Origin of the sequence: Chryseobacterium vietnamense (assembly GCF_031454475.1) — a bacterium.
Classification (GTDB): Bacteria; Bacteroidota; Bacteroidia; order Flavobacteriales; family Weeksellaceae; genus Chryseobacterium; species Chryseobacterium vietnamense.
The window spans coordinates 2,020,068-2,043,073 of record NZ_JAVDQX010000001.1; the positions used below are offsets into that span (position 1 = coordinate 2,020,068).

Here is a 23,006-nt window from a genome sequence, read left to right on the forward strand (position 1 = left end):
ACAAAATCACACTTTTATATGAAAACAAAATTTACACAACTCTGTGCAGTTCTTATTTCTGCATTCTCATTTGCCCAAGTAGGGTTCAACACCACTTCACCTAAAACAACGGTGGATGTATCTGCAAAAAGAGATACTTCAGGACTGATTACGGATAACACACAAACATACGGACTACAGGCTCCGAGGCTTACAAGAGCAGAGCTTACAGCCAATACAGCTACGTATGGCAGCAATCAGACCGGAGCATTAGTTTATATTACGGATGTTACCGGTGGAGATACTGCAGGACAACGTATTAATGTTACTGCTATGGGCTATTATTATTTTGATGGAACAGTATGGCAAAGGCTGACGCAGGCAACCAATGCTGTGGCTCCGGCAATTTCTGCATTACAATGTACTACAGCTTACTTAAATCCTTCTACTTATACTCCCGGTACTCCGTACACCGGAAACCTGAGAGTTACTTACAGTGGCGGAAACGGAGGTTCCTATAATTCAGGAACCCCTTTTACAGTAAACGGATTAACCTTCCAGCTAAGACCCGGAACTTTAGAGTTTGGTGATGGCGAACTGGTATTCTCCGTGAGTGGAACTCCTGCCACCGGTAATGATATGGCTGTTCCGATGACCAGCGCTACAGTTTCTTTCTTAACTGCAGCACAAAACTGTACTGCTACAGTAGGAAATAGCAGCCGTGCAGACATTGCGCCTGTTGCTGTAATGGGATACCCTACCCTAACCACCGATGGCAACGGGAAACAGGCCTATACTTTGCCTCTTGCGACCCCGGATGGTAAGTATTCGATCAGGGTAATATTTGATACCACAAGTGGTACAACCGCTGCAGTTCCTAATGTACAATTATTTAATAATACTGGTGCTACCGTTAATCTATACTGGAATTATAATACCGAATATGGTGGTTATATTGGCTCTGCGGTAACCACCAACAATATTACTTCAGGAGTATGGGGTGGTATGGCAGACTCATCTGCCACCTGGTTTCCTCAAGGTACAGGGGCAGTTGGAAGTGCCTACTGGGGGAATATAGGGATTATAGATGGAGCCGGCGGCGGACCTGAGCACAGAAGATATACCTGGATAGACAGTAATCCTTCTTCAAAAACCGCTTATACCGCAACCATTATGGTAGGAGCACCCACTACAGGCAGTGCCCAGCCCAACCTTTCTAAAATATTCATCAAGATAGAGCAGGTAAAAGCTCAATAATATAATGCCCCTGAAAAAGGGGCATTTTTTATTTATCTACAAAGTTTACAGTACATTTATCGATGCAAAATCATAAGGGATGGTTGCATTAATTGCTCTCCGAAGTCTCCTCACTTCGGAACAAGCCTAAATACGATAATCTTACTTACTAGCTCAAAGGCTCAGGGGAATCATATTTGAAGTTATTTCTGAATTAAAAAGTAAACGCAAAGATCATTTATAATACCGTTTAATTTAAGTGGGCAAAGCAATGCGACTTTGTCGCTGATGAAGCGGCACGACTATCCATATGCTTTAGCGAAGCAACGAAGTTGATTCTTTCCTTTGCTCCCTTACAATCAACAGTTAAAAAATAAAATCTTTGCGTCTGAAAAAACATATCATCAGTTTGTATTTTAAATTATTCCTGATTAAAAAGATGAACGCAAAGTTTCTATTAATAATTCCGTTTTATGTAAGCATGCAAAGTTCAATTTCCTCTTAATAATTCTTTGAACCATTAAGTTTTCTTAAGCTCTTAAGAAAAGTTAAGAACAGAGCTAAAGTTATTCATAAAGCGTCTTCTTCATTCATCAAAGATGAATCTTAACTTATCTTATCCTCTTCATTTTCTTAATGGTTAAAATACTATATTTTTTTTACAAAAGAAAGTAAATCAATTGTTTACACCCTATTCTTCATTAGTCTCAGTCATTTTCTTTTCTCTTTTTCTCTGAAGAATAAGATGTGCAGCATCCAGCATTTTCACCGTATGAATGTAAGGCATCACAATATTCCTTTCCGGCAGGTTCATAGACGCCCATTGAAAAATAGACAATTCCGGACATAAAATAATCAAATTCTTTGAGTGTGTAGGCGCTGAAGGCTTTTTTAAAAACCAACAGAGGATTCCGGTATTCCTTCTCCGAAAGCAGACCAAGAACCCACGGGGAAATCTTTTCCTGTCTTGTGTCAACCGTCCATTTCTTTTCCTTCAGCATCATGAGATAGCCTGCCCGCACCAACGACCTCATCGACTGATGAAACTCAAAGATCACCGCCGGATCTTCATTGATCCAACTATTTCTCTTTACCGCATAATTCATAATATTGCTGAGCCTTTCTTTGGAAACATCCAGCTCATTGAACTGAAAGAAAGTTTCCATCACCCGCAAGCCTGAGTGCTTCTTTTCTGCCCGAAACCGGGAACCAAAGTTTGTTCTGCTTTTTTTCATTGTTTGTATTTTTTATTGTTGAAATTTTTCTCAACCATTAAGGGATTTTGAGCGATGAAGAATCGTTAAGGTATAGCTGAAGCTATTTTTTAAGCGAACCGTTTATTATTCTTCAATTTTCTTAATGGCTTATTTTTTATAAATGTAAGAAAAAATTGCAAATATTCGGATTTGAGTCCGAGTTTTTTATAAGAATATGTAATTTATTTGTTTCTATGACAGAAGCAAATAGAAAAATTGTTGAATTTATAAGAGATGAATGGGTTATTCCTATGAACAATAACAGCAAATTTGCAGTAGATCATAACATTGATGAAAAGACCGTTCGAAGAATAAAAGACGATAAAGATTATCAAATTGCTCTTCTCACGATCATGCGAATCTGCCATGCCAGAAATTTAACTCTTGCCAACTTTTTTAAGATGGTTGGAATATAGATTACGAAAAAATATAATTGATAAATCCTAACGAAAGTTGGGATTTTTTTGTGATGAAATTTCGAATAATTTCCGTGAAAATACGGATACAAAATATTTAGACGATTTTTATTTTTGTTGTTTACGGGAAGCCGTACTAATCGATTTGTGAAAGTTCTTATTATTACAATTTCGAAGACTTCATATAAATAAATATTATGGACACAACTCAAGTTATAACTTTATTGACCATCACATTACCACTATTTGGAGCAGGAATTGGATATTTAATAAAGTCTCAAGTTGAGAAGAAGAAAGAATTAAACAATGAGTTGAATAAGCAGAGACGAGAAATTTATCAAAACTTTGTCAATCTGATCATTGATATTTTTGCTAATACTAAACTAAAAAGAAATACTTCAGAGCAAAATTTAAAAGCATTGTATGAGTTTTATAAGAAATATGTACTTTTTGCATCTCCAAATGTTATAAAAGCTTTTTCTGATTATTTCCAATATATTTATGATACACAGAAGAAAGAAGAATCAACATTTCATTTAAGTTTAATAACAAAAATAATGTATGAAATGAGGCGTGACATTGGGTTAAATAATAAAGGTCTAGGTGAGAATGGTGAAATGCTGATGAGAGCATTAATAACTGATTTCGATAAACTATTCGAAAAAAAATAATCTGGTTACTAGACAATTAATATTCCCTTAGTTTTTAGAAGTCTCTTGACATCGGAGTAAGTTTAAAGGTAATAATATTATTTACTAGCTCAAAGTCTGGAGATTTTGATTTAATACATATCTCGGATCCAAGTCAGATTCACATTAAATCGCATTGCTTGTAAAGTTCTAATTTTTTCTTCCAAAGCCATTTTTGAAAAAAATGTTAATCTATCTTTTGACTTATCGTTAAGAATAAGGTAATGAACTTTAGCATTATCAGGTTGATCAGAAAGGTGATTTGTAGCATCAGGTATATGTAAATTGACTGCTTCTGCATATTTACTAGTAAATTCTGCATATGATTTGGCCGACACATAACCTTGGTTAAATAGGTGACTTAATGCCGAAGCACCATAATTATATTTTACATGAAAAAATGTATTTTGATGAAGCACATCACATACTTCAAATCTATCTTCGTACAGATTAATTTGCTTAGCTGCTTCATCAAACAAATAACCATGAATATAATTTGATAAATGTATATTAAAGATATTTTCTTTATTAATTTTTTGATTTGAATTTTGATTTTGAATAATAGCTTGTTCAATATCTCCTTTTATATTGTGTTTAATATGATCAGGAATACCAAATGAAGTATTAGTTATCTCATCAATTGCAAGACTAACGCGATCATATTTATCCTTTGAAACTTCGAACCACTCACCACCAGATAAGATGTAATTTGTATTGTTTTCTTCAATTTCGCCATACAAGCACTCCAAAATTGACCACTCCTTAATTATATCACCATCCTCATTTAGAAAAAAGATTTTGTCTTCAGTGAGGTTTTCAAAACTTGGTTGAGGATTTTTGTCGAGATAAGCAGATAGGGACAATTCATCATATAATTCACCTTCAATTTTAATCTCTGCAACAAGACTAAGATCATAATCTATTTCAGGTTCAAACAAAAAGAATGTGTCGGTTGACATAATTAATTTGTTAGGTAATTGTGTATTCAAAGGCTCTGCTTCCAGACTATTAAGAGGATAAATTCCCTTAAATAGTTTTTTAACATCATCAGGAGAGACAGACTTATAAAGATCTAAAAGCCTGCTTAATTTTGGTTGAAGATATTGAAAACAAGGTATTTCAACATTATTAAAAAGAAATTGGACATTTAACGAGCTATATTTCCCTATCATTCTTGAAAAATCTTCTGATGAATAACTAATTACAGCTAGTTCCTTAAGAGCTTCGTTATCCTCCATTGAAAGGAAAAGTTGATTATTTGATATATCAGCCCCGTATTGGCGTTGCTTATTAACCGGATTTGTTTCATTTACTCGACTATGAGCACTTTTTATTGTTGCTGTTAAATCATTGTTTAACAATTTATTGGCAGTATATATTCCAAATGTTTTCTCTATCACATTCTTATTTATATTGAAACGCCCTAACGTTCCAAAATTAATTGCAAAAATTCTATCTTGTACTTCAATAAATAAAGTTACACCTGAACTTTGATTAGATGGAAAGTCACAAGTAAAATCCCCAACAATTTTATTTTTTAAATTCGCAACCCACTTAGGCTCACTATAGCTACCTAACTTTTTATAGAGAATAGCATTGATATTTCCTTTATTGAAATTGATTTCGTTGTCTTGCAAATAATTTTCAATAAATGTTTCAGGAGCTGCAATATTTAAATTATTTTTTAAAAGAACTACATTTAATTTTATTTTCTTTTTAGCCATCTAATTACTGATTTAATTTAATTGATTATAAATAATACTCATGAATTAACAAATTGAAATCTTTATTAATTAAGACCTATACTTAAAATTTAAAAACTATATTACAAATATCATTATATAAAATGTATTTACTCTACGGTTTTCCGTAAGTAAAACTAAAAGAAAGTTTTTATTGTATTCTTATCTTACTCAATAACACAATTCAGTTATTGACCTTTCTACATTTATGACTTTGCTACTTTGTTACTTTCTAAAGCCTGATGTTTTGTTTCAGTGACGAAAAAAATCCCACCTTTCGTTGGGATTTTTAAGCAAAAAGATATCTAATAATCCTTACATTATTTTTCCACCATCTTCACTCTACGATTTTGTGCCTTGCTCAACCGGGACTTTCTGTAGAATCTGTATGGCTCCGTTAGCTGTATTTCCATAGAGCTGAATATAAATATCATCGCCATTTGTTCTTCTGATGACATATACTTTTACGGGTTCATTCCAATAATCTATAGAACCTTCCTCGCCAAAGTATTTGGCATCTTCTTTTATTTTGTCAAGCTCTGGCTGAGAAACTTTACCATCAAATATTTTTACACCGCCAACTTTTGTAATAGCATCATCATAGCTTTTCAAAAAATACGGCAATGACCATTCTTCTTCATTATTTTTCCCGTTCACTACATATGTTTTCCATATTTTTCCTTCTATGGGTTTCATTACGCCGTTAAGTGGAAAATACAGCATGTCAAAGCTTCTTTGTACTGGTTTGTTTTGAAAATCCAGTCCTTTGGGAAAACTGAAAAAGGGAAAATCACCCACATCAGCGGTGGAAACCGGCACAGCGTTGATGTCAAATTGAGTAGTTTCTCCCGGAGATTTTTCTGCGGCTGTAGTATTTCCTATGGCGACAGTATCCTTAGTTGCCTCTGTTTTTTGTTCAGCCTTTTTGTTGCAGGCAGCAAGCAAAGCGCTTATTGATAGAATAATCAGTGTCTTCTTCATTGTAATAAATTTAGTTTTTGGGTGTATAATTTTTTTAAAACAGTGAAGGATAAAATAATACGAATCCTTCTTCATCAGAATCGTTCTGTAGATTTTTATCCTGTACTATTTTTGCGGCACTAACTTACAAATAAAAATAAGGATAGGAAATCCCTAATTTTAAGGAGTTTAGTGAATAAAAAGATAATATACTGACGATATTTTTGACGCAGAGATTTTATTTTTGAAGTGATGATTTTTAAGATAGCCAAGTGTAGACTCAACTTTGCTGATTCCTTGAAGCGCATGGATAAGCACACCGCTTCATGAGCGACGAAGTCGAAGCACTAGCTCACTTATGATACAACGAAATTATCAATGGCCTTTACATTAAAAGAACTCCAGTTATGATCTGATGAAAGATCTAAGAACTTACGCCTTCCTAATGATATCCCGCGTAAGATAAATATAATTAAACATACAAAACGTCGCCACCGCCCCGAAAGTATGCCATAAAAAGTGTGTTCCGAAACTGAACCACTCCCATTTATCAGAGATACGGAAAGTTAATGCAAAAACAAACGACAACACTGCAAATCCTACCCATTTTCCCGCTTTCCATTGGGTATAAATCAAATATTTTATTACCGAAAAAACTACAAATGTCGCCATGATGGCATAATTGACGTTGATAAAAAGAGAAGGGTTATCAATCAGAATCCAGTTTCTCAAACCCACCATAAGTAACAGACATCCCAGAACCATTGCAACAGCATAGTACCATCGGGTACTCTGCGCCACAAAATAAAATCCGGCTGAGAGACATAGCAACATAATAGGCAGCCAATCCATCATAATAAATACCGGCCACTGTCTGAAAGAATGATAAACCGTTCCTCCTATGGCTCCAATGTATAATAAAATTAAGCAGTAGGTTAAAAAAGGATATTTTTTGAAATCATCCTTCATTTTGAAGGTCCAGAAAATAGCGATGGCTAAAAATAATAGGGCTGTTATTGCATTTAAAGGCTCAGGGAAAAACTGAGTCATATCTGTTTCTTTATATAACAGGCCTCCGTCAGGAGGTATTGAGTTTATTGGCATTGTCTTTTTTTATATTATTTACAGGCATGTTTTAGAGTGTAAAATACAAACACAAGCCATTTTTCTAACTATTAGCAAAACATATACTTACTTATTATAAATATAGAAAAAATTATGGTATTCTATACCTGGATGTCTCCGGTTATATTTTACAAAAATGTTAATTCTCCTTTTGATACCAACACACCCGATTGTATAATGAACAATCGGGTGTATTTTTTTAATTCGTTACCTTTAAAACAGGCAGTAATTTTGCTTATGGCAGCAAATTAGATTGCGTTGGCTTCAGCATATTCCTCATCTGAGACAGCTTCCAACCAAATATTCTGATTGGTTTGCGGATTGCCATTCGTTGCCAGATGTGAGAACCAACTTCCGGCGACTGCGCCATGCCAATGCTCCACATTCGGAGCAATTTCCACAATATCACCGGGTTTTAAACGACGGGCAGGTTTTCCTCTTTCCTGATATAAACCTTCGCCACCCACCACAATCAAAAGCTGTCCACCGGTATGACTATGCCAATTGTTGCGGCAGCCCGGCTCAAATGTGACATTGGAAAGAGGAACATTTAGATCTTTATTACCGGTAAGAGGTGCCAGATAGGATTTACCAATAAAGTATTGAGCAAAAGCCCTGTTTTCTTCACCTGTAGGAAAATCACTTATTTTAGGAATGTCTGTACTCATTTTGCTGGATTTTATTTTGTTTGAATTTACTTTATTTTGTGCAGTTACAGATGGAATGAACGCTAAGAGAATGATAATTAGATATTTCATTAACTTACACCTACATTATGATTCAATTGTTTTGATGATTTTTGCAGGAATTCCTCCTACTACAACATGGTCCGGAACATCTTTTGAAACCACCGCTCCGGCTGCTACCACAGCATTCTCCCCAATTGTAACTCCGGGAAGAATGGTAGCATTGGCGCCAATCCACGCATTTCTTTTGATGTGAACAGGCTGGCCTGTTAATCCTTTCCTATATTGAGGCTCCAAAGGATGATTTTCAGTGATCAGACTTACTTTCGGACCGATTAATACATCATCTTCGATGGTAATTCCGCCCAAAGCCAGAAAAGTACAATCGAAGTTGATGAATACATTCTTACCGATGTTGATATTCTTTCCGTAATTGATATAGATCGGGGTAAATACCGCTACGTTCTCCAGTTTTTCACCAACAATCTCACTTAATATTTTTAAGATCTCATCCGGTTCTGTGGAATTATTGAGTGGGATCAATTGTTTTTTAACCTCATAAGAAGCTTCCAGTAGTTTGTGAATTTCCGGGTCGTCTGGCATTACTGTTTCGCCATTTTTAAGTCTGGCGAAAATATCTTCGTTAAATCTCATGATTATATACTTAAAAAAAGGTGGTAAATCCGCCATTTCAAAGCGGATTCAACTCTTGTAATATTCAATTATTTCAAATGTGTTCTGAAGAAATTATCCAGTTTTTCAAAAGGAATAACCTCCACTCTATCATATAAATCTACGTGAACCGCATTGGGGATAATCATTAATTCCTTCGGTTCTGCAGCCATTTTATAAATGTCTTCGGAAAAATATTTTGAATGTGCATTTTCACCGGCAACTAAAAGCATCGGGCGTGGTGAAATTTCTTTGATGTAACTTAAAATAGGCATATTCATAAATGAAAGTGCGCTGGTAAGCCTCCATCCTTTTGTTGAGTTTACTGAACGCTCGTGAAACCCTCTTTCGGTTTTGTAATAATTGAAATAATCTTTTACAAACTGAGGTTCATTGCCAGTTAATTTTTCCGGAAGATGTGAAGCTGGATATTCCATCTTTCCTGTTTCCGCATCTTTCCATCTTTGCTGATTCAGATCTTCAAGCGTTTTTGTCCGCTGCTCCAGGGTAACGGCGTCATGATATCCTTTAGAAATTACTCTTGTCATATCATACATACTTGTGGTTGCAACGGCTTTTATACGCTTATCTATTGCAGTCGCATTCAGTGCCATTCCTCCAAATCCGCAAATTCCTATGATTCCGATTTTGTTCCGGTCAACATTGTTTTGAAGCCCCAGGAAATCAACTGCGGCACTGAAATCTTCGGTATTGATGTCCGGTGAAGCAATATCTCTCGGCTCGCCTCCACTTTCGCCTGTGTAAGAAGGGTCAAAAGCGACAACGGCAAAACCTCTTTCCGCCATTTGATTGGCATATAAACCTGAAGACTGTTCTTTCACCGCACCAAAAGGTCCGCTGATTGCCAAAGCGGCCAGTTTTTCGTTTCCTGCATTTTTCGGAAGATATAAATCTCCTGAAAGCGTTATTCCGTAACGGTTTTTGAAGGTAACAGCTTTACGGGTTACTTTATTGCTGAGCTGGAAAGTATAATGTTCGCTTTGTTCTGTTGGATTCATTGTAATTTGATTTGATTTTTTATTCTGCGCAAAAGTCTGTCCGATAAAAAGGAAGGACAAAGCCATTACTGTTGTTACTATTTTCATATCTGAATTTTATTCTAAAAATTACTGATACAAAATTAGAAACAGCCGTGTGCTGACAGTTAATGATAATCAAACCAAAAATTAAGAAATTCAAACTTCCGTTAAACGAAAGGCTTTTGGATTGGTTCCGGTTTGTTTTTTAAAGAAATTATTAAAATATGTCGGATAATCGAATCCAAGCGCAAAAGCTATTTCTGAGATATTCCAATCTGTATGGTGCAGCAATGCCTTTGCTTCTGTAAGAATACGTTCCGTAATATGAGCCGTTGTTGATTTTCCGGTAATTTCTTTTACAGCACGATTGAGATAATTAACGTGGACATTCAGGCTTTTCGCAAAATCCTGAGCCGATTTCAGCTGCAGCGACTGATTAGTGGTTTCAATGGGAAACTGTCTTTCCAGAAGTTCCAGAAAAACGGATGATAATCTTGATGCTGCATTTTTGTTCTGGTCAAAATCTGCTGCAGGCTCCAGCTTCAGAGATTCGTGAATGATCAGGCTTATATAATTGCGAATCAGCTCATCTTTGTAAAGGTAATCACTTTCCTGCTCTTCAATCATCTTTTGGAAAATGGTATTGAGAAACTGTCTTTGATCTTCTGTGATTTTAAGAACAGGAGTTCCGCCGATTTTAAAGAAAGAAGACTGCTGCAAACTTTCGGAACGTTCAGAATTTTTGAAAAATTCTTCAGAAAAAAGAATGGTATAACCTTTATAAGTGGTTGAAATTGTTTCCCAGGAATATGGAATATGTGGATTTCCGAAAAACAGGACAGTTCCTTCCTGCTCGAAGCTTTTGTCAGAATAATGAATTTTACTTTTTCCTGTTGTAAGGCAAATTTTATAGAATTCTTTTCTGCTGTACACACGGGTTTCGTTCCCGTCCTGCTCAATCTGAAATGCACGGAAACCTTTTAATTTCAATTCAGTATTAAACTCCGAAACAACTCTTTTTACCTTTTCTTTCATTTTTCAAAGTTAAGAAATTCAAACTATAAATATTACGTGTCAAAAAAACCATCCCTTTGCCTCCTCAACATGGTAATCATTTCAGCGATTCAGGGATTCATTAAGATTTGTTTTCAAAATTTTAAGTTTTTTTTAAATACCACATCTTTATAAATAGACTGTTTGAGGCACGGCACTTGCAAAGTTCATAGTACCATTTTAAAAATATAAAGATATGAACAACGAGAAAACAGTTTCAGTATTAAATGATTTACTGAACATTACCAACGACAGAATTCAGGGATTTTCAAAAGTTGAAGACAAAGTTTGGGATGAGTACCCACTGCTGAGAGCAGACTATGATACCATGGTCGCCCAGTCTCACAAGATGAAAAACGAATTGAGCAACCTGATCACGGAAAGAGGTGGCACTCCGGATCAGTCAGGATCAGCTGCAGGAGCTATCCACAGAGCATGGATTGATGTTAAAAATTCTTTTGCCACAGATACAGCCGACTCTACATTGGGAAATGTTGTATATGGTGAGAATGCTGCTATAGATGCTTATCAGGATGCTTTAGACAGCGGTGATCTCTGCCCGGAAAGCTCAAGGGTTGTACTGGATCAGCTTCATCAGCTTAAGGCTTCTCATGATAAATTTGAGGTTCTTGAAGACTTAAAGAAGTAAATAACCTCTGAGGTAAGTTCTATTTAATCATCACAACATTCGCACGTTGTCATTGGAAGTCATAAATCTTCCGGTACTTAACACAAAAAACAGTAGTATGTCAAAGAAAATTGCAATACTGGCCACACATGGCTTTGAAGAGAGTGAACTAAGTTCACCAAAAGAATATCTGGAACAACAGGGATGGACCGCGCATATCATAAGTCCGGAATCAGGAAGTATTAAAGCCTGGGCAGAAAAAGACTGGGGAAAGGAATATCCGGTGGATCAAACGCTGGAAAATGCAGTAGCTTCGGATTATGATGCGTTGGTATTACCGGGTGGAGTTATTAATCCGGATCAGCTCAGAACCAATGAGAAAGCACTCAACTTTGTAAAGGATTTTTTTGCTCAGCATAAACCAGTAGCGGCCATTTGCCATGGACCACAAGTACTGATCAACGCTGGTGTGGTAGAAGGCAGAAATCTGACTTCCGTAAACTCCATCAGCCAGGATTTAAAAAACGCTGGTGCACGCTGGGAAGACAGCGAGGTGGTAGTAGATGCCGGACTCGTTACGAGCAGAACTCCAAAAGACCTTCCTGCCTTCAACGCGAAACTTGCAGAAGAGATCAGGGAAGGAAAACATTCGGAACAAACGCTCTGAAACAAATAAAGTCTGGTTCTTCCAGACTTTTTCTTTTCTTATCATCAGATTTTTGTATGTAAAAAGTACCACATTTATGTCCTATGGCAAAAAATTTGTAATTATTAAAATCAAATCACAATCGTATGAACAATATAGTAAAAATTACATTGGCTCTTGCAGCAGGAAGTTCTTTGCTTTATCTGGGCCTGCGAAAAAAAGGCAAGAAAAGCAAAATATATCTTGCTCCTGATGGAAACTCTTATAAAGAAAATCAGATTTACCGTACTTACGATAACAAACTTTATAAGAACGGCAAGGAGTTTCATTATTCCCTGCCGCAGGTAGAGAATGATCAGTATTCTAATAAAAGCTACAGTACAGTTACTGATAACGTTTACTCCAACTATAAAACCGATCATAAAAGCACCCAATATCACCATAAAGGGGTAAGGCATCAATAAAACGAAGCCACCAGATATACACGACACCACAACACTAACCACAAAAAATAATATTATGAGAAATTTATTATGGCTTGTTGCAGTCATCTGCATTGCCGTCTGGCTCCTGGGAATGCTCGGAATCATTCCGGGGATGGACACAGGAAGTTTAATCCACACACTTTTAGTTGTTGCCATTATTGTTGTTCTGATCAATATTTTTACAGGCAGAAAACCTCTTAATTAAAAACAAAAAAATCAGAGTAGAAAACCATCTACTCTGATTGATATTTAATCAGCAATAATGTAAAACAAACTATGAATTATCTGAAAAAAGTACATCTTTTTCAGTAGCCGCTTTTGTGGCTTTATCATTTATATACACGGGTATACCGCCCACCCAGGTTTCCAATACCGGAATATCTCTCATTTTCATATACTGCAGTGAAGGGGTATTTAAGGAAAGAGGATCCTGTTCCAAAATAACAAAATCAGCAAAGTAGCCTTTATCTAGTGATCCTACCCATTTATCTGCATAACATTGCCAGGCAGCATCGTAAGTAACTGCAATCAAAGCCTGTTCAGGGGTAAGACGTTCTGCACTGTTTAAAACTTCAATATCATTCGGATTCTTTTCCATGATTCTGGTAATGGATTGCTCCATCATTCTTAAAGGACCCAAGGGACTTACCTCATTATCGCTATGAAGGGTAATTCTCATACCGGCAGCAAGTGTTGAACCACAAAGATCAAGCATTTGCGCTTTCTCACCGAAGATGACTTCTTTAAAAGCATAGCCCCAGTAGCCTACGTGTCCGATAAGGAAGCTTGGAGAAACTCCCATTTGGAGCATATTGGTAACTTGGTCTGCCGTCAGCAGTGAACAGTGTTCAATACGGTTACGAAGCTCAGGACCTTTATATTGAGCCAAAGTACGCTGATAAGCATTAATGGCAAATGTCACTGCCTGATCTCCATTGGCATGAACCATGAGTGGCCAGCCTTTTACAGCTACCACACTATTAATTAATGCATTATAGCTTGGCGGAATCGTATGGGCAGGAATACCTGTCTGCGGAAAATTAAATACTCCTGTATTATTTGCAGGATTACACAGATAAGGAGCACTCTGATACCCTGTCAAACCCTGGTTGGAGCCATCTGAAACCACTTTAATATGTCCGTAATAAACAGGTTTATAATGATCCGGTTCTTTATAAGGCTTCAGGTTGTCAACATCTTCCTGATTGGAACAAAGATATGCCCCGCCCGTTCTTACCCATTCAGGATGAGTTTCAAAATATTTGGTCAAAAGCATTTCTGATCCTTTATTTAATCCGGCATCATACATAAAAGTAACTCCTCTCGAATTGGCCGTATTGAAAAGGTTAGTAAGATACCTGTTAATCTCTATGCTCATCGCAATGATCTGCAGTTTTACCGTCTTCAGTGCCGGAGTCATTTGTAAGCCTTCCTGCAGCTGACCTTTAGTTTCAGCAATATAATTTTCAACAGTTTTATACTCGTCACTGATATCAGAATTATGTTTAAATACATATTCCAGCGCCTTGGTATTCAGATAAAGGGTATGCATGGAAGCACTTAACAGCATCATCGGTGTAATATGATTAATACTATCAAGCAGTATATTATCGATGGTTATTAACTCTTTTTTACCGTCTTTTTCCTTAAAAGGCATTAATGAAGGATCTAGTCCTCTACCTAAAATAACCGCACCCGGAATTTTAGGAATATGATTGTTGATGATGGTTCCTACAGAGGTTAGGTCATATACGGCCTTTAAATTCTGTCCTTCAAAAGGGCTCAGATCCAGCCATCCCTGCATCATGGCTGTTGGAATCATATGAACATGAGGCTCTATGAGGCCGGGAAGTAAAGTTTGGGTAGGAGTTAACTCTTTTCTTTGAAATCCCTGATAGTTTGCTTTCATATAGTTTTCTACCTGATCTTTTGTACCGGTTACCACTACTTTTCCATCCGCGATCCCAACGGATTCAACGGTAGCTGTAGATCCTCCGATCATAGGACGGATGATTCCTCCGCTTACCATCAGAGTCTGTGGTTTTTCGTGGGTTGCTTTTCCGGAACCCGGATTGAGTTTCGTCATATTTTCTGCACTGAAAAGGTCTTCTTTAAGAACATCCAAAACAGGATTGTGGCAAGAGCAATGCGTGCAGCCATGCGTGTGATTGTGTGATTTTTCCATAGGAATAATTGGATTTAAGGTTTTTTTTAAGTTTAATTTTGTGTGTTGACTTTTAATTATACTGTACCTTAAGTACATAGAAATACAGGCCTCTCATCAGAGGAGGCTTATTTGTAATGCAAATTGATGATGATTTTTAAGGTACTAGGTCAGATTGAATTCGGGAACGTGAATAAATTTCATATATTTTCATGTTTTAGTTTATTTTATAAAAATAATAAAAATATTCATTCAAAATATTTTTTATCACTCAATGTTGATTAAATTTTATTGTCTAAAATTTTAATTTACAGCATGTTCCTGTTTAATTCACAATTACAACATGATGTTTGGAATACCTCATCAGGCAATGCATCCGGTAATTTTTGGTAAAAAACCATCACCAATCTCTTTTCGGTCTTGTGAAATAACATGTTAAAAATCAACTTCAGAAGTCTTTAAATGATTACATTAGCAAAGAATTAAAATGCGCTGAGATTTCTATGAAAAATATGTTCTGTGTATTGCTACTTTCAATGGTACAGCCTGTACTGTCACAAACCAAACTGGAAAAAGCAATTACTAATCTTGAGAATAATTACGAGCAGGAGAAAGTATATGTACTTACCGACAAACCGCAATACGCAGCTGGTGATAAAATTTGGTTCAAAAGTTTTGTATTTGACGGATATAACCGCTCCGCATTATCCACTACTCTGTTTGTTGAGCTGTATAATTCCGATAAAAAATTAATAGACTGGAAAACTGTACTTCTTACCAATGGTGAAGGCAGCGGAGATTTTCAACTGAAAGAAGACCTTCCCGAGCAGGTTTATTTTGTAAGAGCTTACACTCCTTACATGACCAATTTTAATGAAGACTTCCAAATTGTCAAAACAATTCCGGTTTACAATCCGAACTCTCCGGAATCACTGGTCATTGCAAAAAGCTCGGACTGGTCTGCCAAAGTCTTTCCTGAAGGCGGAACTTTTGTTAGCGGTATGCCTACAAAATTTGCGGTAAGATTATCTTCCAATTCTTCTCTGCCGGAAAACTGGTCGGGAAAAATTATAGACAGCCAAAATCCCAATACTCCTGTTACCACATTCAAATCTTTTGATAAAAATATAGCTTCTTTTAAGATAACTCCGGCATCAGGCAAGAAATATCAGGCTGTTATTCAGGATAATAATGGAAAAAGTCAGACAATAGATTTGCCACAAGTTGCAGACAGCGGCCTGAGTATAGAAGTTTCAAGTTCCAAAGAAGGAGTAAAATATAATTTAAAAGGTGTTCATCTCAAACAGCAGCTTCAGGGTTATAAAATTATTGGAATGATCAATAATCATCTTGCTTACAGAGCCAATATCAACCATCTGACCAATGAAGCATCAAGTCTTATTCCTACGAAAATCAGCAGTGGCGCCAACGTGGTTTTGCAATTGGTTATTTTTGATGAACAGGATAATGTTGTTGCACAAAGGCTTTGTTTTGTAAAACCAGGTAATTTAAAGATTGAGAAAGCAGAAATAGTAGGTCAAAGCTTAAAGCTAACCCCAAGAGCTTTCAACAGTATTGATCTTTCTCCGGAATCTTATTTCAAAAACTACACGGTTTTAGTAAGTGATGATAGTGGTACCCCAATTCCTGAAGAAGATAATATTCTGAGTGCGCTTTGGTTAACGGGAGATTTTCCAACAAGAATAGACAGCCCGGCACAATACTTCTCGAAGAATGCCAATACGGAAGCTTTGGACGCCCTTCTTATTTCTGAAAACTGGAAAAGATTCGACTGGAATGCTGTACTCAGCGGAGTTGCCCCAGCCATTAAAACCCCATCTCAAAAATACCTTTCTTACAGAGTAAAACCTATTAAAAATAATGCTCTTCTGCCCAACACGAATATCAATTTGTTATCAAAATCCGGTCAGAGTCAGCCTGTATTCAGCCAATTCAAAACAGATCAAAACGGATATATCTATTTAAATAACCTGAATAATGATGAACCGCTGGAAATTTCAGCCTTTGTTAATTCAGAAAATAAAGAATCAGGAAATAATGATTTGTTTGTCACCATAGAACCGCTGGTCACCCCTTCCCAATTTAAGGGTAATTTCCCGGCGACTCAATATACCTTGGTGAAAGCGGGTAAAAATAAAACCCTTACCTCTACAATTTCCAGAGCTATCAATACTCAAAAAAATATTAAAAAGAAAGAGAGTAATGATATACAAATTCAGGAAGTAGCCTTAGTAGGAAAAAAGAAAGATCCGAAAGCAGAACTGGATAAACAACTGTCCACCGGAATGTTCAGCTCAGTCAATTCTACGGTATTTGATTTTGTCAATGAAGATCAGCATACCTCGGGATACACCAATATTTTAGACTGGCTGCAGGGAAAAGCTGCCGGACTGACATTTCAGAGGAATAATTCAGGAGCTAACGTACCCTACATCCGGGGCCAGCAAGCCAAGCTCTTTTTAGATGAAATAGCGACCGATCCTACCATGATTTCCACTCTACCCATCAACAATATTGCGATGGTAAAAATTATTAAGGGATCAGGATTGGTAGGTGATGCCGTAGCCATCTACACAATGAAAGGCAACATGCAGGCTAAAAGCAATGAAAAAGAGACGAAAAAGAACAACTCATCCATCATCAAAGGATATGATAAACCTTCAGAATTCCCGATTGAAATGATAGATGATGACGCACCGGAAAAAATTGAAAACGATACCCGCGAAACACTGTACTGGAATCCTAATTTATTTGACAGTGATTATGTTCCTCCAAGAATTAAATTCTTTAATAACGACAGTGCAAAACAATATAAAATGTTGATCATAAGCTTTGATGAAGATGACAATCTTCTTTATGACCAGCAAGTTTTAAAATAATCTTCAAAAAAGATTCTGTAGATCACCATAAGGGACAAGTCTGTATTCAGACTTGTCCCTTTTCATTACAATAAATATTGATTGAATAAACAGGCTTACAACCCTTACTTCAGGACGGTATCATAAATTGTATTCAGAAGATCCTGTCTCATCTTTGAGTTTCTCTGATCAAGAAGGATGATAATGCCCCACTTTTTAGCCCTGTTATAACATATGATGGAAGACTGTCCCATAGAATCTCCGGATTTTAAATAGAGCGTATTTTGATCATCCGTTGATATATTTAAGCCTAATCCCATTTCTCTTTTGTCATCTTTATAAAAGATTTTCTCCGCTATTATGGAAGCCTGACCTACTTTGGTTTTATCATTTAATACCGCCTTTAAAAACTTTATCATATCGGTTGAATTAGATTTTACCAATCCGGCGGGAGCGGTAACATTCCAATTGAAAAATTCCTGAATTCCTCCATCCGCATTGTGACCAGTCGTTTTGTTTTTCACGTTAAAATCCTTTGTTAATGTAGTGGTCATTTTCAATGGATCTATTAGTTTTTCTCTAATAATGAGATCATAACTCTTTCCATATACTTTTTCCAGAATCTGTCCCAGTAAAGTGTAACCCATGGTTGAATATTGGTACTTGCCATAATCTCTAAGCTCTTTACAGTTATTGATTAGAGAGGTCAGTGTACTTTGGGTGACGTTGCTTACAGGCTGCTGTGGATTCAGTTCTATTAATTTGGGGAAGTCGATATCGGGTAAACCGGATTGATGAGATGCAAGGTCTGAAATTCTGACCTTATTTTTAAGATTTTGTTGCAACACATATTCTTTGGGAAGATAACCGTCGATATAATCATCCAGTTTTATTTTTCGGTCTATCACTGCCTGGGCAATTAAATTGGCAGTTAAAATTTTAGTAATAGAGGCAATTTCGAACAGAGAATTTTTATCAATCCTGCTTTTACTTTCCTTACTTATATTACCATATGCCGTATAATATTCTTCATTATTACTGATAAAGCCAACACTGATTCCTACCTCTGGACTTTTTTTATAATTATCCTGGATAATGGAATCAATTTTTGCGGATTTTTTTTGTCCGAAAGTAAAGCTGCTTAAGAATAACAGTACTGCTAAAAATTGAAAAGATGTTTTCATTGTATCGTTTTTTAAATGTTAAAAATTTATTTCGATACAAAGATGTGGAAGCCCTTGAAAGCAGACGACCGAATAAAAGTAATCGTTCCCATTTTCTCAGAAAAATAAGTACGGATCATTCTGAGAAAGCGTACGAGTAATCACAAAATATTGTGTTACAACCCCTTACGATAAAGCGTAGGCGTAGTTCCCGTATGTTTTTTAAAGGCAGTATTAAAAGAAGATTTTGAATTGAACCCCACTTCATACAGAATTTCAAGGATCGTCACCTTACTTTTGGTTTCATCTTTTAACATATTCATGGCATTTTCTATACGATAGGTATTTACAAAATCATAGAAATGCTGACCCAACTGATGATTGATTAAAAGAGACAATTCTCTGACAGGAATTCCAATTTCTCCCGAAACCTCCTGAATGGTAAGGGAAGAATTAAGAAACGGTTTTTTCTCCACCATATACTTTTTTAATCTCAAAAGATCCTCATTATATTCCCTGTCATTTGTCACTGGTTCTTCATTATTTTTTTCTTCCGAAACCATCTCGGAAACCAGTTTCAATTTTGAATCCACGTTTCTGAAAAGCTCAGGATGATTCAATGCTTTGAAAAGATACCAGCAAATAATAAAAAGGGATAATAATAAAAGTGCAGCCTTTATCCCTTCCGAAATGTAGACATATTCTGAAAACTTAAGAATGTTTTTTAAAAGAGCGATGGCATAAACTATACACAATACAACCGTAAACTGGAACAGCCAGTGGTAAGAACTGATGTTTTTCCCGGCATAATTTTCAAGATAAAGCGTCTTTGATTTCCTTAATACTCTGAAAACCGCAACAAAATAGATAACCATCTGGACATGCAACAGAACATGATTAAACTTCAATTCTACCATGTTTTGACGGTTTTCAATAAAGTGAATTTTCGATGCCATATCTACCCCATAAAAACGAGGCAGTAAAGTCAGATTAGCAATCAAAAACGGAAGCGCATGCAGCAGATACTGGGATTTCAGTTCGAAATCCGAATAACAAACGGATAACACGTAGAGATAAAAAACCGGAATTTGCAGAAACACAAGCATATTTTTGAATATTCCAAGGTTGGATGGTCCATCAGACACCATAGTAAACAGAGGATCACTCATATCTATGGCGTTAATGATGAGAAAAACAGCAAATAAAACATTGCTTACTCTGTGCCTGGTTTTTACTGTAACAAGGAAAATCGCAAGAAGTACAGAAATGAATACGGAAACCGAAGCGATAATAATCAATAAATTACTCTTATCCATTCCTTATTCTTCTTTGTTTTGGTTATTATATTTTAAAATTTTTATGAGTATTCCGGCGGTTTTCTGAGAATCCCAATCCTACAAATGCAAATATAAAAATTAGATTGACACTGGCTGAGTTTTTTATCTGTCATCATCTGAGAGGTTGGAAGATGGGAGCTGGAGTGAGGAATTAATGTTGTAAAGCCTCTTTATGAAGAAAGAATCTTTCCACTATACGGAAAAATTTATCCTTGTCAAGGTTTAAAACCTTGACAAGGATTCCAGCAAAATTCTTGGAAAATAACAACCAAAACCCCTTTCAGTTTTCTGAACGGGGTTTTGGTTTTGAAGCAAGGCAATTATGAAGTTTACCTTATTAGCTGCTTATATTTTTTATATAAAAACTGGCGTATTATAAAGTTTATTAATGCAATATATTTGAAATACTTTACAAAGGTGTATAAACAACGGACATTGTAGCTTCCATCTGTCTGTACGATCCACCTTTATTACATTGGCTATATGCATGAAATTGTTCGCCTGCATTCATTATAAAAACAGCAGTAATATTGGTGTATCCACTTCCTAAATAATTAGATCCGTAATGTTGGGTAAGCTTGTTCCCTGTAGTCCTAACCCCAACTGATACTCCTCTGTAATGGCTTTCTAATGGTGTACCTTCAGGAACCTGGTCAAAATGGGCTGTGATACTTATAGTATATAGTCCTGTCTTGACTGCTTTAAAGGTACCACTATCAACTCTTGTCAGATAGGCATTATCAGAAAGACGGGTATTTTCAAACCACATGATAGCAGCGGAGCCATCCGCCGTTTTTAATGAAGGTCCCGTTCTTGTTGCAACCAGAGCACTGACAGGTGTTGTGATATCTACTTTTTTAGCAACCCCGTTAGCATCCAAGGCCATTAACATGTCTGTGCTGTTCATTGTGGATGACGGAACCCCTCTGAATCTTACATTTCCGTCTACATCAAGTTTTTGGGTAGGAGACAAGGCATAATTGGTATCATAACGTCCTATTCCCATATTTCCATTCTCGTTAATTAAAACAGCTGGTCGGTCACTCGTAGAAAATGTAAGAGCTGAAGAATTGGTTGCTCCATTACCCCAGTAATTGGCTTTTATACCTGCTAATGGGAAATTAGATCCTGAAATCTTTCCGTTAAAGGATATTTTTCCGAGCTCTGTTCCGGAAGCCAGGTTATTGGTTCCTGTTCTTTCCAGATTAATCAATGGAGAGCTATTGGTTGACTGAACTTTCAGCTGATTACTGTCAGTATTGCCATTTTCTTTTATATGCAGGGCTGCATCAGGCAATTGCGTTCCTATCCCTACTCTTCCGTTGTCTTTAATAACGAAATCCGTGTTTGAAGTTCTGGCAGTTCCGGTAGAGGCTGCTCCTAATTTTACCATTGTATTGGCCGGATCATCTATGAAGGCATCTGCTGTGGGATCCCCTACGGCGATCGTTCCAGAATTCAGTTTTTGCCAGCGGTTCAGGTTGCTGTCAAAATAAAAATACCCTGTGCTGGTTACTTCTGTAGTCTGCCCGCTGGGAGCTGTATCAGCAGCAGTTACATATACCATCGCTCCTTGCTGTTTTTGGGTATAGGTCTTTGCTCTGAGCTGTGCCCCCGTAATTCTTGGAGCAATAATACCATCGAATACATTTGTAGATGTCGGCTTACCTACAACATCCAGGCTGGCCTGGGGATTTGGCGTATTAATACCTACTTGCGAGAACACCTGAAGGCTGAGTATAATGCCTCCAAGTGATAGAAATTTTTTTTTCATCATTTGATCATTTTGTTGCCGCAAAAGTAGAGAGATAAAAGATATACCAACAAAATACAACTACATCAAACATGCATTTTTAACAGATCATTAATACACCAATGATACATCTATCCATTATATACGTCATATAAGCAGGATAATTTGTAGTATGTTTCAACTGCTTCTAACGATAGATCTGAAAAACCGACAGACCGGTTTCTGTTTTTATATTTAATTTTTTTTCACAATTTTTTTCGGGCTTCTTTTAATATTGTCAATAAAAGATTCTAAAAACAAAAAGGTAATCTAAAAACTCTTTTTCATCAGAATATTCTGTTGCATGAGTTCCTTTGACTTAAATTTATATCAGACACCTAAAATCTTTTTACTTTATCCCCCACTGATATTTGGAGACGTTTTATATCAGGAACAACTGGGAACTTTAAAAAAAACATCATCTTTTAAAAGAAACTCCCAAATATTCCGTTTAATTCTTAAATTTGGCTTATGCGAAAGAATCTTTATTTCATCATTATATTATGTACGCTTACCAGTTGCTATACCTATCAGGTAAAAAAGCCTGTAGATCCGGCAGTCAACAATAATCAAGGCACTAAAAAGAATACAGCTATAGCTAATAATCCTTCTACAGAAATAACAGGTACAAATCCAGCATCTCAAAGTCTGAGCGCACAACCTGCTCCTGTCAATATTCAGGAGAAACTGGCCGCCGGTAAAAATGTTAAAATTGAAGTGGATAACAACAGTTATAAAGTCATTGTTGACCGATGGGAAGGAGACAGTCTGGTCGCACACCCTGTTCGTAATGCTAAAAAAAGTCTGAAATTCCATAAGAACCAGATCAATAGTGAGAGAATTGCAGAAAAACGCTTTTCACAGCCTATTGCTGATATTCTTACCGTTACGGCTTATGCCGCCATTGGTGTTGGAATCTATCTTCTGGTCAAATAGTTTTTTAAACATTCCTATACTTCAAAGTTTCCATGTTTAGGCCAGCAAAAAGTCTGAAAATTGCCACAATGAGAATACTTTGAAATCAACCTAATAAAATAGACTGCCTTGTTGAGACAGTC

21 protein-coding genes are annotated in these 23,006 nt (G+C 36.4%); 9 read left to right on the forward strand and 12 right to left on the reverse strand.

What is annotated here, in order from left to right:
- The first annotated feature begins 18 nt into the window (after nt 1–18).
- Nucleotides 19–1,236, forward strand: a complete 1,218-nt coding sequence (locus J2786_RS09160; protein WP_047433667.1) for a phage tail-like protein — start codon at nt 19–21, stop codon at nt 1,234–1,236.
- Nucleotides 1,237–1,922: 686 nt separating this feature from the next.
- Here the strand turns inward: J2786_RS09160 and J2786_RS09165 are convergent.
- Nucleotides 1,923–2,450, reverse strand: a complete 528-nt coding sequence (locus J2786_RS09165) for a hypothetical protein (RefSeq protein ID WP_047433668.1) — start codon at nt 2,448–2,450, stop codon at nt 1,923–1,925.
- A gap of 215 nt (nt 2,451–2,665) precedes the next feature.
- Between J2786_RS09165 and J2786_RS09170 the strand changes: the two genes are divergently transcribed.
- Nucleotides 2,666–2,887, forward strand: a complete 222-nt coding sequence (locus J2786_RS09170) for a hypothetical protein (protein ID WP_047433669.1) — start codon at nt 2,666–2,668, stop codon at nt 2,885–2,887.
- Nucleotides 2,888–3,084: 197 nt separating this feature from the next.
- Nucleotides 3,085–3,558: a hypothetical protein gene (locus J2786_RS09175; protein WP_047433670.1), complete on the forward strand. Its 474-nt coding sequence runs from the start codon at nt 3,085–3,087 to the stop codon at nt 3,556–3,558.
- 110 nt (nt 3,559–3,668) lie between these two features.
- Here the strand turns inward: J2786_RS09175 and J2786_RS09180 are convergent, their stop codons facing one another.
- The 7 genes from J2786_RS09180 to J2786_RS09210 all read right to left on the reverse strand — a co-directional run bounded on the left by J2786_RS09180 (nt 3,669) and on the right by J2786_RS09210 (nt 10,836).
- Complete coding sequence (locus tag J2786_RS09180) at nt 3,669–5,300, reverse strand: DUF6119 family protein (protein WP_047433671.1); 1,632 nt, start codon at nt 5,298–5,300, stop codon at nt 3,669–3,671.
- A 360-nt stretch (nt 5,301–5,660) separates the two neighbouring features.
- Entirely contained in the window at nt 5,661–6,299 is a 639-nt protein-coding gene (locus tag J2786_RS09185; RefSeq protein WP_052187097.1) for a hypothetical protein, read from the reverse strand.
- A 411-nt stretch (nt 6,300–6,710) separates the two neighbouring features.
- Nucleotides 6,711–7,382, reverse strand: a complete 672-nt coding sequence (locus J2786_RS09190; RefSeq protein ID WP_047433672.1) for a hypothetical protein — start codon at nt 7,380–7,382, stop codon at nt 6,711–6,713.
- A 269-nt stretch (nt 7,383–7,651) separates the two neighbouring features.
- Nucleotides 7,652–8,071 (reverse strand): cupin domain-containing protein, encoded by a 420-nt coding sequence (locus tag J2786_RS09195; protein ID WP_310024823.1) that lies wholly within the window; start codon nt 8,069–8,071, stop codon nt 7,652–7,654.
- 105 nt (nt 8,072–8,176) lie between these two features.
- Nucleotides 8,177–8,743 (reverse strand): DapH/DapD/GlmU-related protein, encoded by a 567-nt coding sequence (locus J2786_RS09200; RefSeq protein WP_310024825.1) that lies wholly within the window; start codon nt 8,741–8,743, stop codon nt 8,177–8,179.
- 68 nt (nt 8,744–8,811) lie between these two features.
- A complete protein-coding gene (locus J2786_RS09205; RefSeq protein ID WP_047433674.1) occupies nt 8,812–9,867 on the reverse strand; it encodes an alpha/beta hydrolase in 1,056 nt (351 codons plus the stop codon).
- Between the two features lie 90 nt (nt 9,868–9,957).
- Nucleotides 9,958–10,836 (reverse strand): helix-turn-helix domain-containing protein, encoded by an 879-nt coding sequence (locus J2786_RS09210; protein ID WP_047433675.1) that lies wholly within the window; start codon nt 10,834–10,836, stop codon nt 9,958–9,960.
- Between the two features lie 214 nt (nt 10,837–11,050).
- On the opposite strand from J2786_RS09210, the gene J2786_RS09215 reads away from it, so the two are divergent.
- The 4 genes from J2786_RS09215 (at nt 11,051) to J2786_RS09230 (ending at nt 12,818) form a co-directional block, all read left to right on the forward strand.
- Complete coding sequence (locus J2786_RS09215) at nt 11,051–11,503, forward strand: PA2169 family four-helix-bundle protein (protein ID WP_052187098.1); 453 nt, start codon at nt 11,051–11,053, stop codon at nt 11,501–11,503.
- 97 nt (nt 11,504–11,600) lie between these two features.
- Nucleotides 11,601–12,149, forward strand: coding sequence for a type 1 glutamine amidotransferase domain-containing protein (locus tag J2786_RS09220; protein ID WP_310024831.1), 549 nt, complete (start codon nt 11,601–11,603; stop codon nt 12,147–12,149).
- A gap of 125 nt (nt 12,150–12,274) precedes the next feature.
- Entirely contained in the window at nt 12,275–12,592 is a 318-nt protein-coding gene (locus J2786_RS09225; protein WP_047433677.1) for a hypothetical protein, read from the forward strand.
- A gap of 55 nt (nt 12,593–12,647) precedes the next feature.
- Nucleotides 12,648–12,818: a lmo0937 family membrane protein gene (locus tag J2786_RS09230; RefSeq protein ID WP_047433678.1), complete on the forward strand. Its 171-nt coding sequence runs from the start codon at nt 12,648–12,650 to the stop codon at nt 12,816–12,818.
- A gap of 69 nt (nt 12,819–12,887) precedes the next feature.
- Here J2786_RS09230 and J2786_RS09235 read toward each other — a convergent pair whose 3' ends face one another.
- Nucleotides 12,888–14,798, reverse strand: a complete 1,911-nt coding sequence (locus J2786_RS09235) for an amidohydrolase (RefSeq protein WP_185097559.1) — start codon at nt 14,796–14,798, stop codon at nt 12,888–12,890.
- 482 nt (nt 14,799–15,280) lie between these two features.
- Here J2786_RS09235 and J2786_RS09240 point away from each other — a divergent pair, with 482 nt between their 5' ends.
- Nucleotides 15,281–17,677, forward strand: coding sequence for a hypothetical protein (locus J2786_RS09240; RefSeq protein WP_047433679.1), 2,397 nt, complete (start codon nt 15,281–15,283; stop codon nt 17,675–17,677).
- A gap of 104 nt (nt 17,678–17,781) precedes the next feature.
- Here J2786_RS09240 and J2786_RS09245 read toward each other — a convergent pair whose 3' ends face one another.
- The 3 genes from J2786_RS09245 to J2786_RS09255 form a co-directional block, all read right to left on the reverse strand.
- Nucleotides 17,782–18,840, reverse strand: a complete 1,059-nt coding sequence (locus tag J2786_RS09245; protein WP_047433680.1) for a serine hydrolase domain-containing protein — start codon at nt 18,838–18,840, stop codon at nt 17,782–17,784.
- 155 nt (nt 18,841–18,995) lie between these two features.
- Entirely contained in the window at nt 18,996–20,135 is a 1,140-nt protein-coding gene (locus J2786_RS09250) for a helix-turn-helix domain-containing protein (RefSeq protein WP_310024835.1), read from the reverse strand.
- Between the two features lie 430 nt (nt 20,136–20,565).
- A complete protein-coding gene (locus J2786_RS09255) occupies nt 20,566–21,933 on the reverse strand; it encodes a phage tail-like protein (protein ID WP_047433682.1) in 1,368 nt (455 codons plus the stop codon).
- Nucleotides 21,934–22,419: 486 nt separating this feature from the next.
- Here J2786_RS09255 and J2786_RS09260 point away from each other — a divergent pair, with 486 nt between their 5' ends.
- A complete protein-coding gene (locus J2786_RS09260) occupies nt 22,420–22,884 on the forward strand; it encodes a hypothetical protein (RefSeq protein ID WP_047433683.1) in 465 nt (154 codons plus the stop codon).
- Nucleotides 22,885–23,006: the final 122 nt, after the last annotated feature.

What these genes read in the sequence shown, in the direction of transcription:
- J2786_RS09195 (WP_310024823.1), bottom strand. Translation starts at nt 8,071, where the DNA reads ATGAGTACAGACATTCCTAAAATAAGTGATTTTCCTACAGGTGAAGAA.
- J2786_RS09160 (WP_047433667.1), top strand. Translation starts at nt 19, where the DNA reads ATGAAAACAAAATTTACACAACTCTGTGCAGTTCTTATTTCTGCATTC.
- J2786_RS09230 (WP_047433678.1), top strand. Translation starts at nt 12,648, where the DNA reads ATGAGAAATTTATTATGGCTTGTTGCAGTCATCTGCATTGCCGTCTGG.
- J2786_RS09225 (WP_047433677.1), top strand. Translation starts at nt 12,275, where the DNA reads ATGAACAATATAGTAAAAATTACATTGGCTCTTGCAGCAGGAAGTTCT.
- J2786_RS09170 (WP_047433669.1), top strand. Translation starts at nt 2,666, where the DNA reads ATGACAGAAGCAAATAGAAAAATTGTTGAATTTATAAGAGATGAATGG.
- J2786_RS09260 (WP_047433683.1), top strand. Translation starts at nt 22,420, where the DNA reads ATGCGAAAGAATCTTTATTTCATCATTATATTATGTACGCTTACCAGT.
- J2786_RS09220 (WP_310024831.1), top strand. Translation starts at nt 11,601, where the DNA reads ATGTCAAAGAAAATTGCAATACTGGCCACACATGGCTTTGAAGAGAGT.
- J2786_RS09165 (WP_047433668.1), bottom strand. Translation starts at nt 2,450, where the DNA reads ATGAAAAAAAGCAGAACAAACTTTGGTTCCCGGTTTCGGGCAGAAAAG.
- J2786_RS09180 (WP_047433671.1), bottom strand. Translation starts at nt 5,300, where the DNA reads ATGGCTAAAAAGAAAATAAAATTAAATGTAGTTCTTTTAAAAAATAAT.
- J2786_RS09205 (WP_047433674.1), bottom strand. Translation starts at nt 9,867, where the DNA reads ATGAAAATAGTAACAACAGTAATGGCTTTGTCCTTCCTTTTTATCGGA.
- J2786_RS09215 (WP_052187098.1), top strand. Translation starts at nt 11,051, where the DNA reads ATGAACAACGAGAAAACAGTTTCAGTATTAAATGATTTACTGAACATT.
- J2786_RS09200 (WP_310024825.1), bottom strand. Translation starts at nt 8,743, where the DNA reads ATGAGATTTAACGAAGATATTTTCGCCAGACTTAAAAATGGCGAAACA.
- J2786_RS09210 (WP_047433675.1), bottom strand. Translation starts at nt 10,836, where the DNA reads ATGAAAGAAAAGGTAAAAAGAGTTGTTTCGGAGTTTAATACTGAATTG.
- J2786_RS09185 (WP_052187097.1), bottom strand. Translation starts at nt 6,299, where the DNA reads ATGAAGAAGACACTGATTATTCTATCAATAAGCGCTTTGCTTGCTGCC.
- J2786_RS09240 (WP_047433679.1), top strand. Translation starts at nt 15,281, where the DNA reads ATGAAAAATATGTTCTGTGTATTGCTACTTTCAATGGTACAGCCTGTA.
- J2786_RS09235 (WP_185097559.1), bottom strand. Translation starts at nt 14,798, where the DNA reads ATGGAAAAATCACACAATCACACGCATGGCTGCACGCATTGCTCTTGC.
- J2786_RS09250 (WP_310024835.1), bottom strand. Translation starts at nt 20,135, where the DNA reads ATGGATAAGAGTAATTTATTGATTATTATCGCTTCGGTTTCCGTATTC.
- J2786_RS09255 (WP_047433682.1), bottom strand. Translation starts at nt 21,933, where the DNA reads ATGATGAAAAAAAAATTTCTATCACTTGGAGGCATTATACTCAGCCTT.
- J2786_RS09190 (WP_047433672.1), bottom strand. Translation starts at nt 7,382, where the DNA reads ATGCCAATAAACTCAATACCTCCTGACGGAGGCCTGTTATATAAAGAA.
- J2786_RS09245 (WP_047433680.1), bottom strand. Translation starts at nt 18,840, where the DNA reads ATGAAAACATCTTTTCAATTTTTAGCAGTACTGTTATTCTTAAGCAGC.
- J2786_RS09175 (WP_047433670.1), top strand. Translation starts at nt 3,085, where the DNA reads ATGGACACAACTCAAGTTATAACTTTATTGACCATCACATTACCACTA.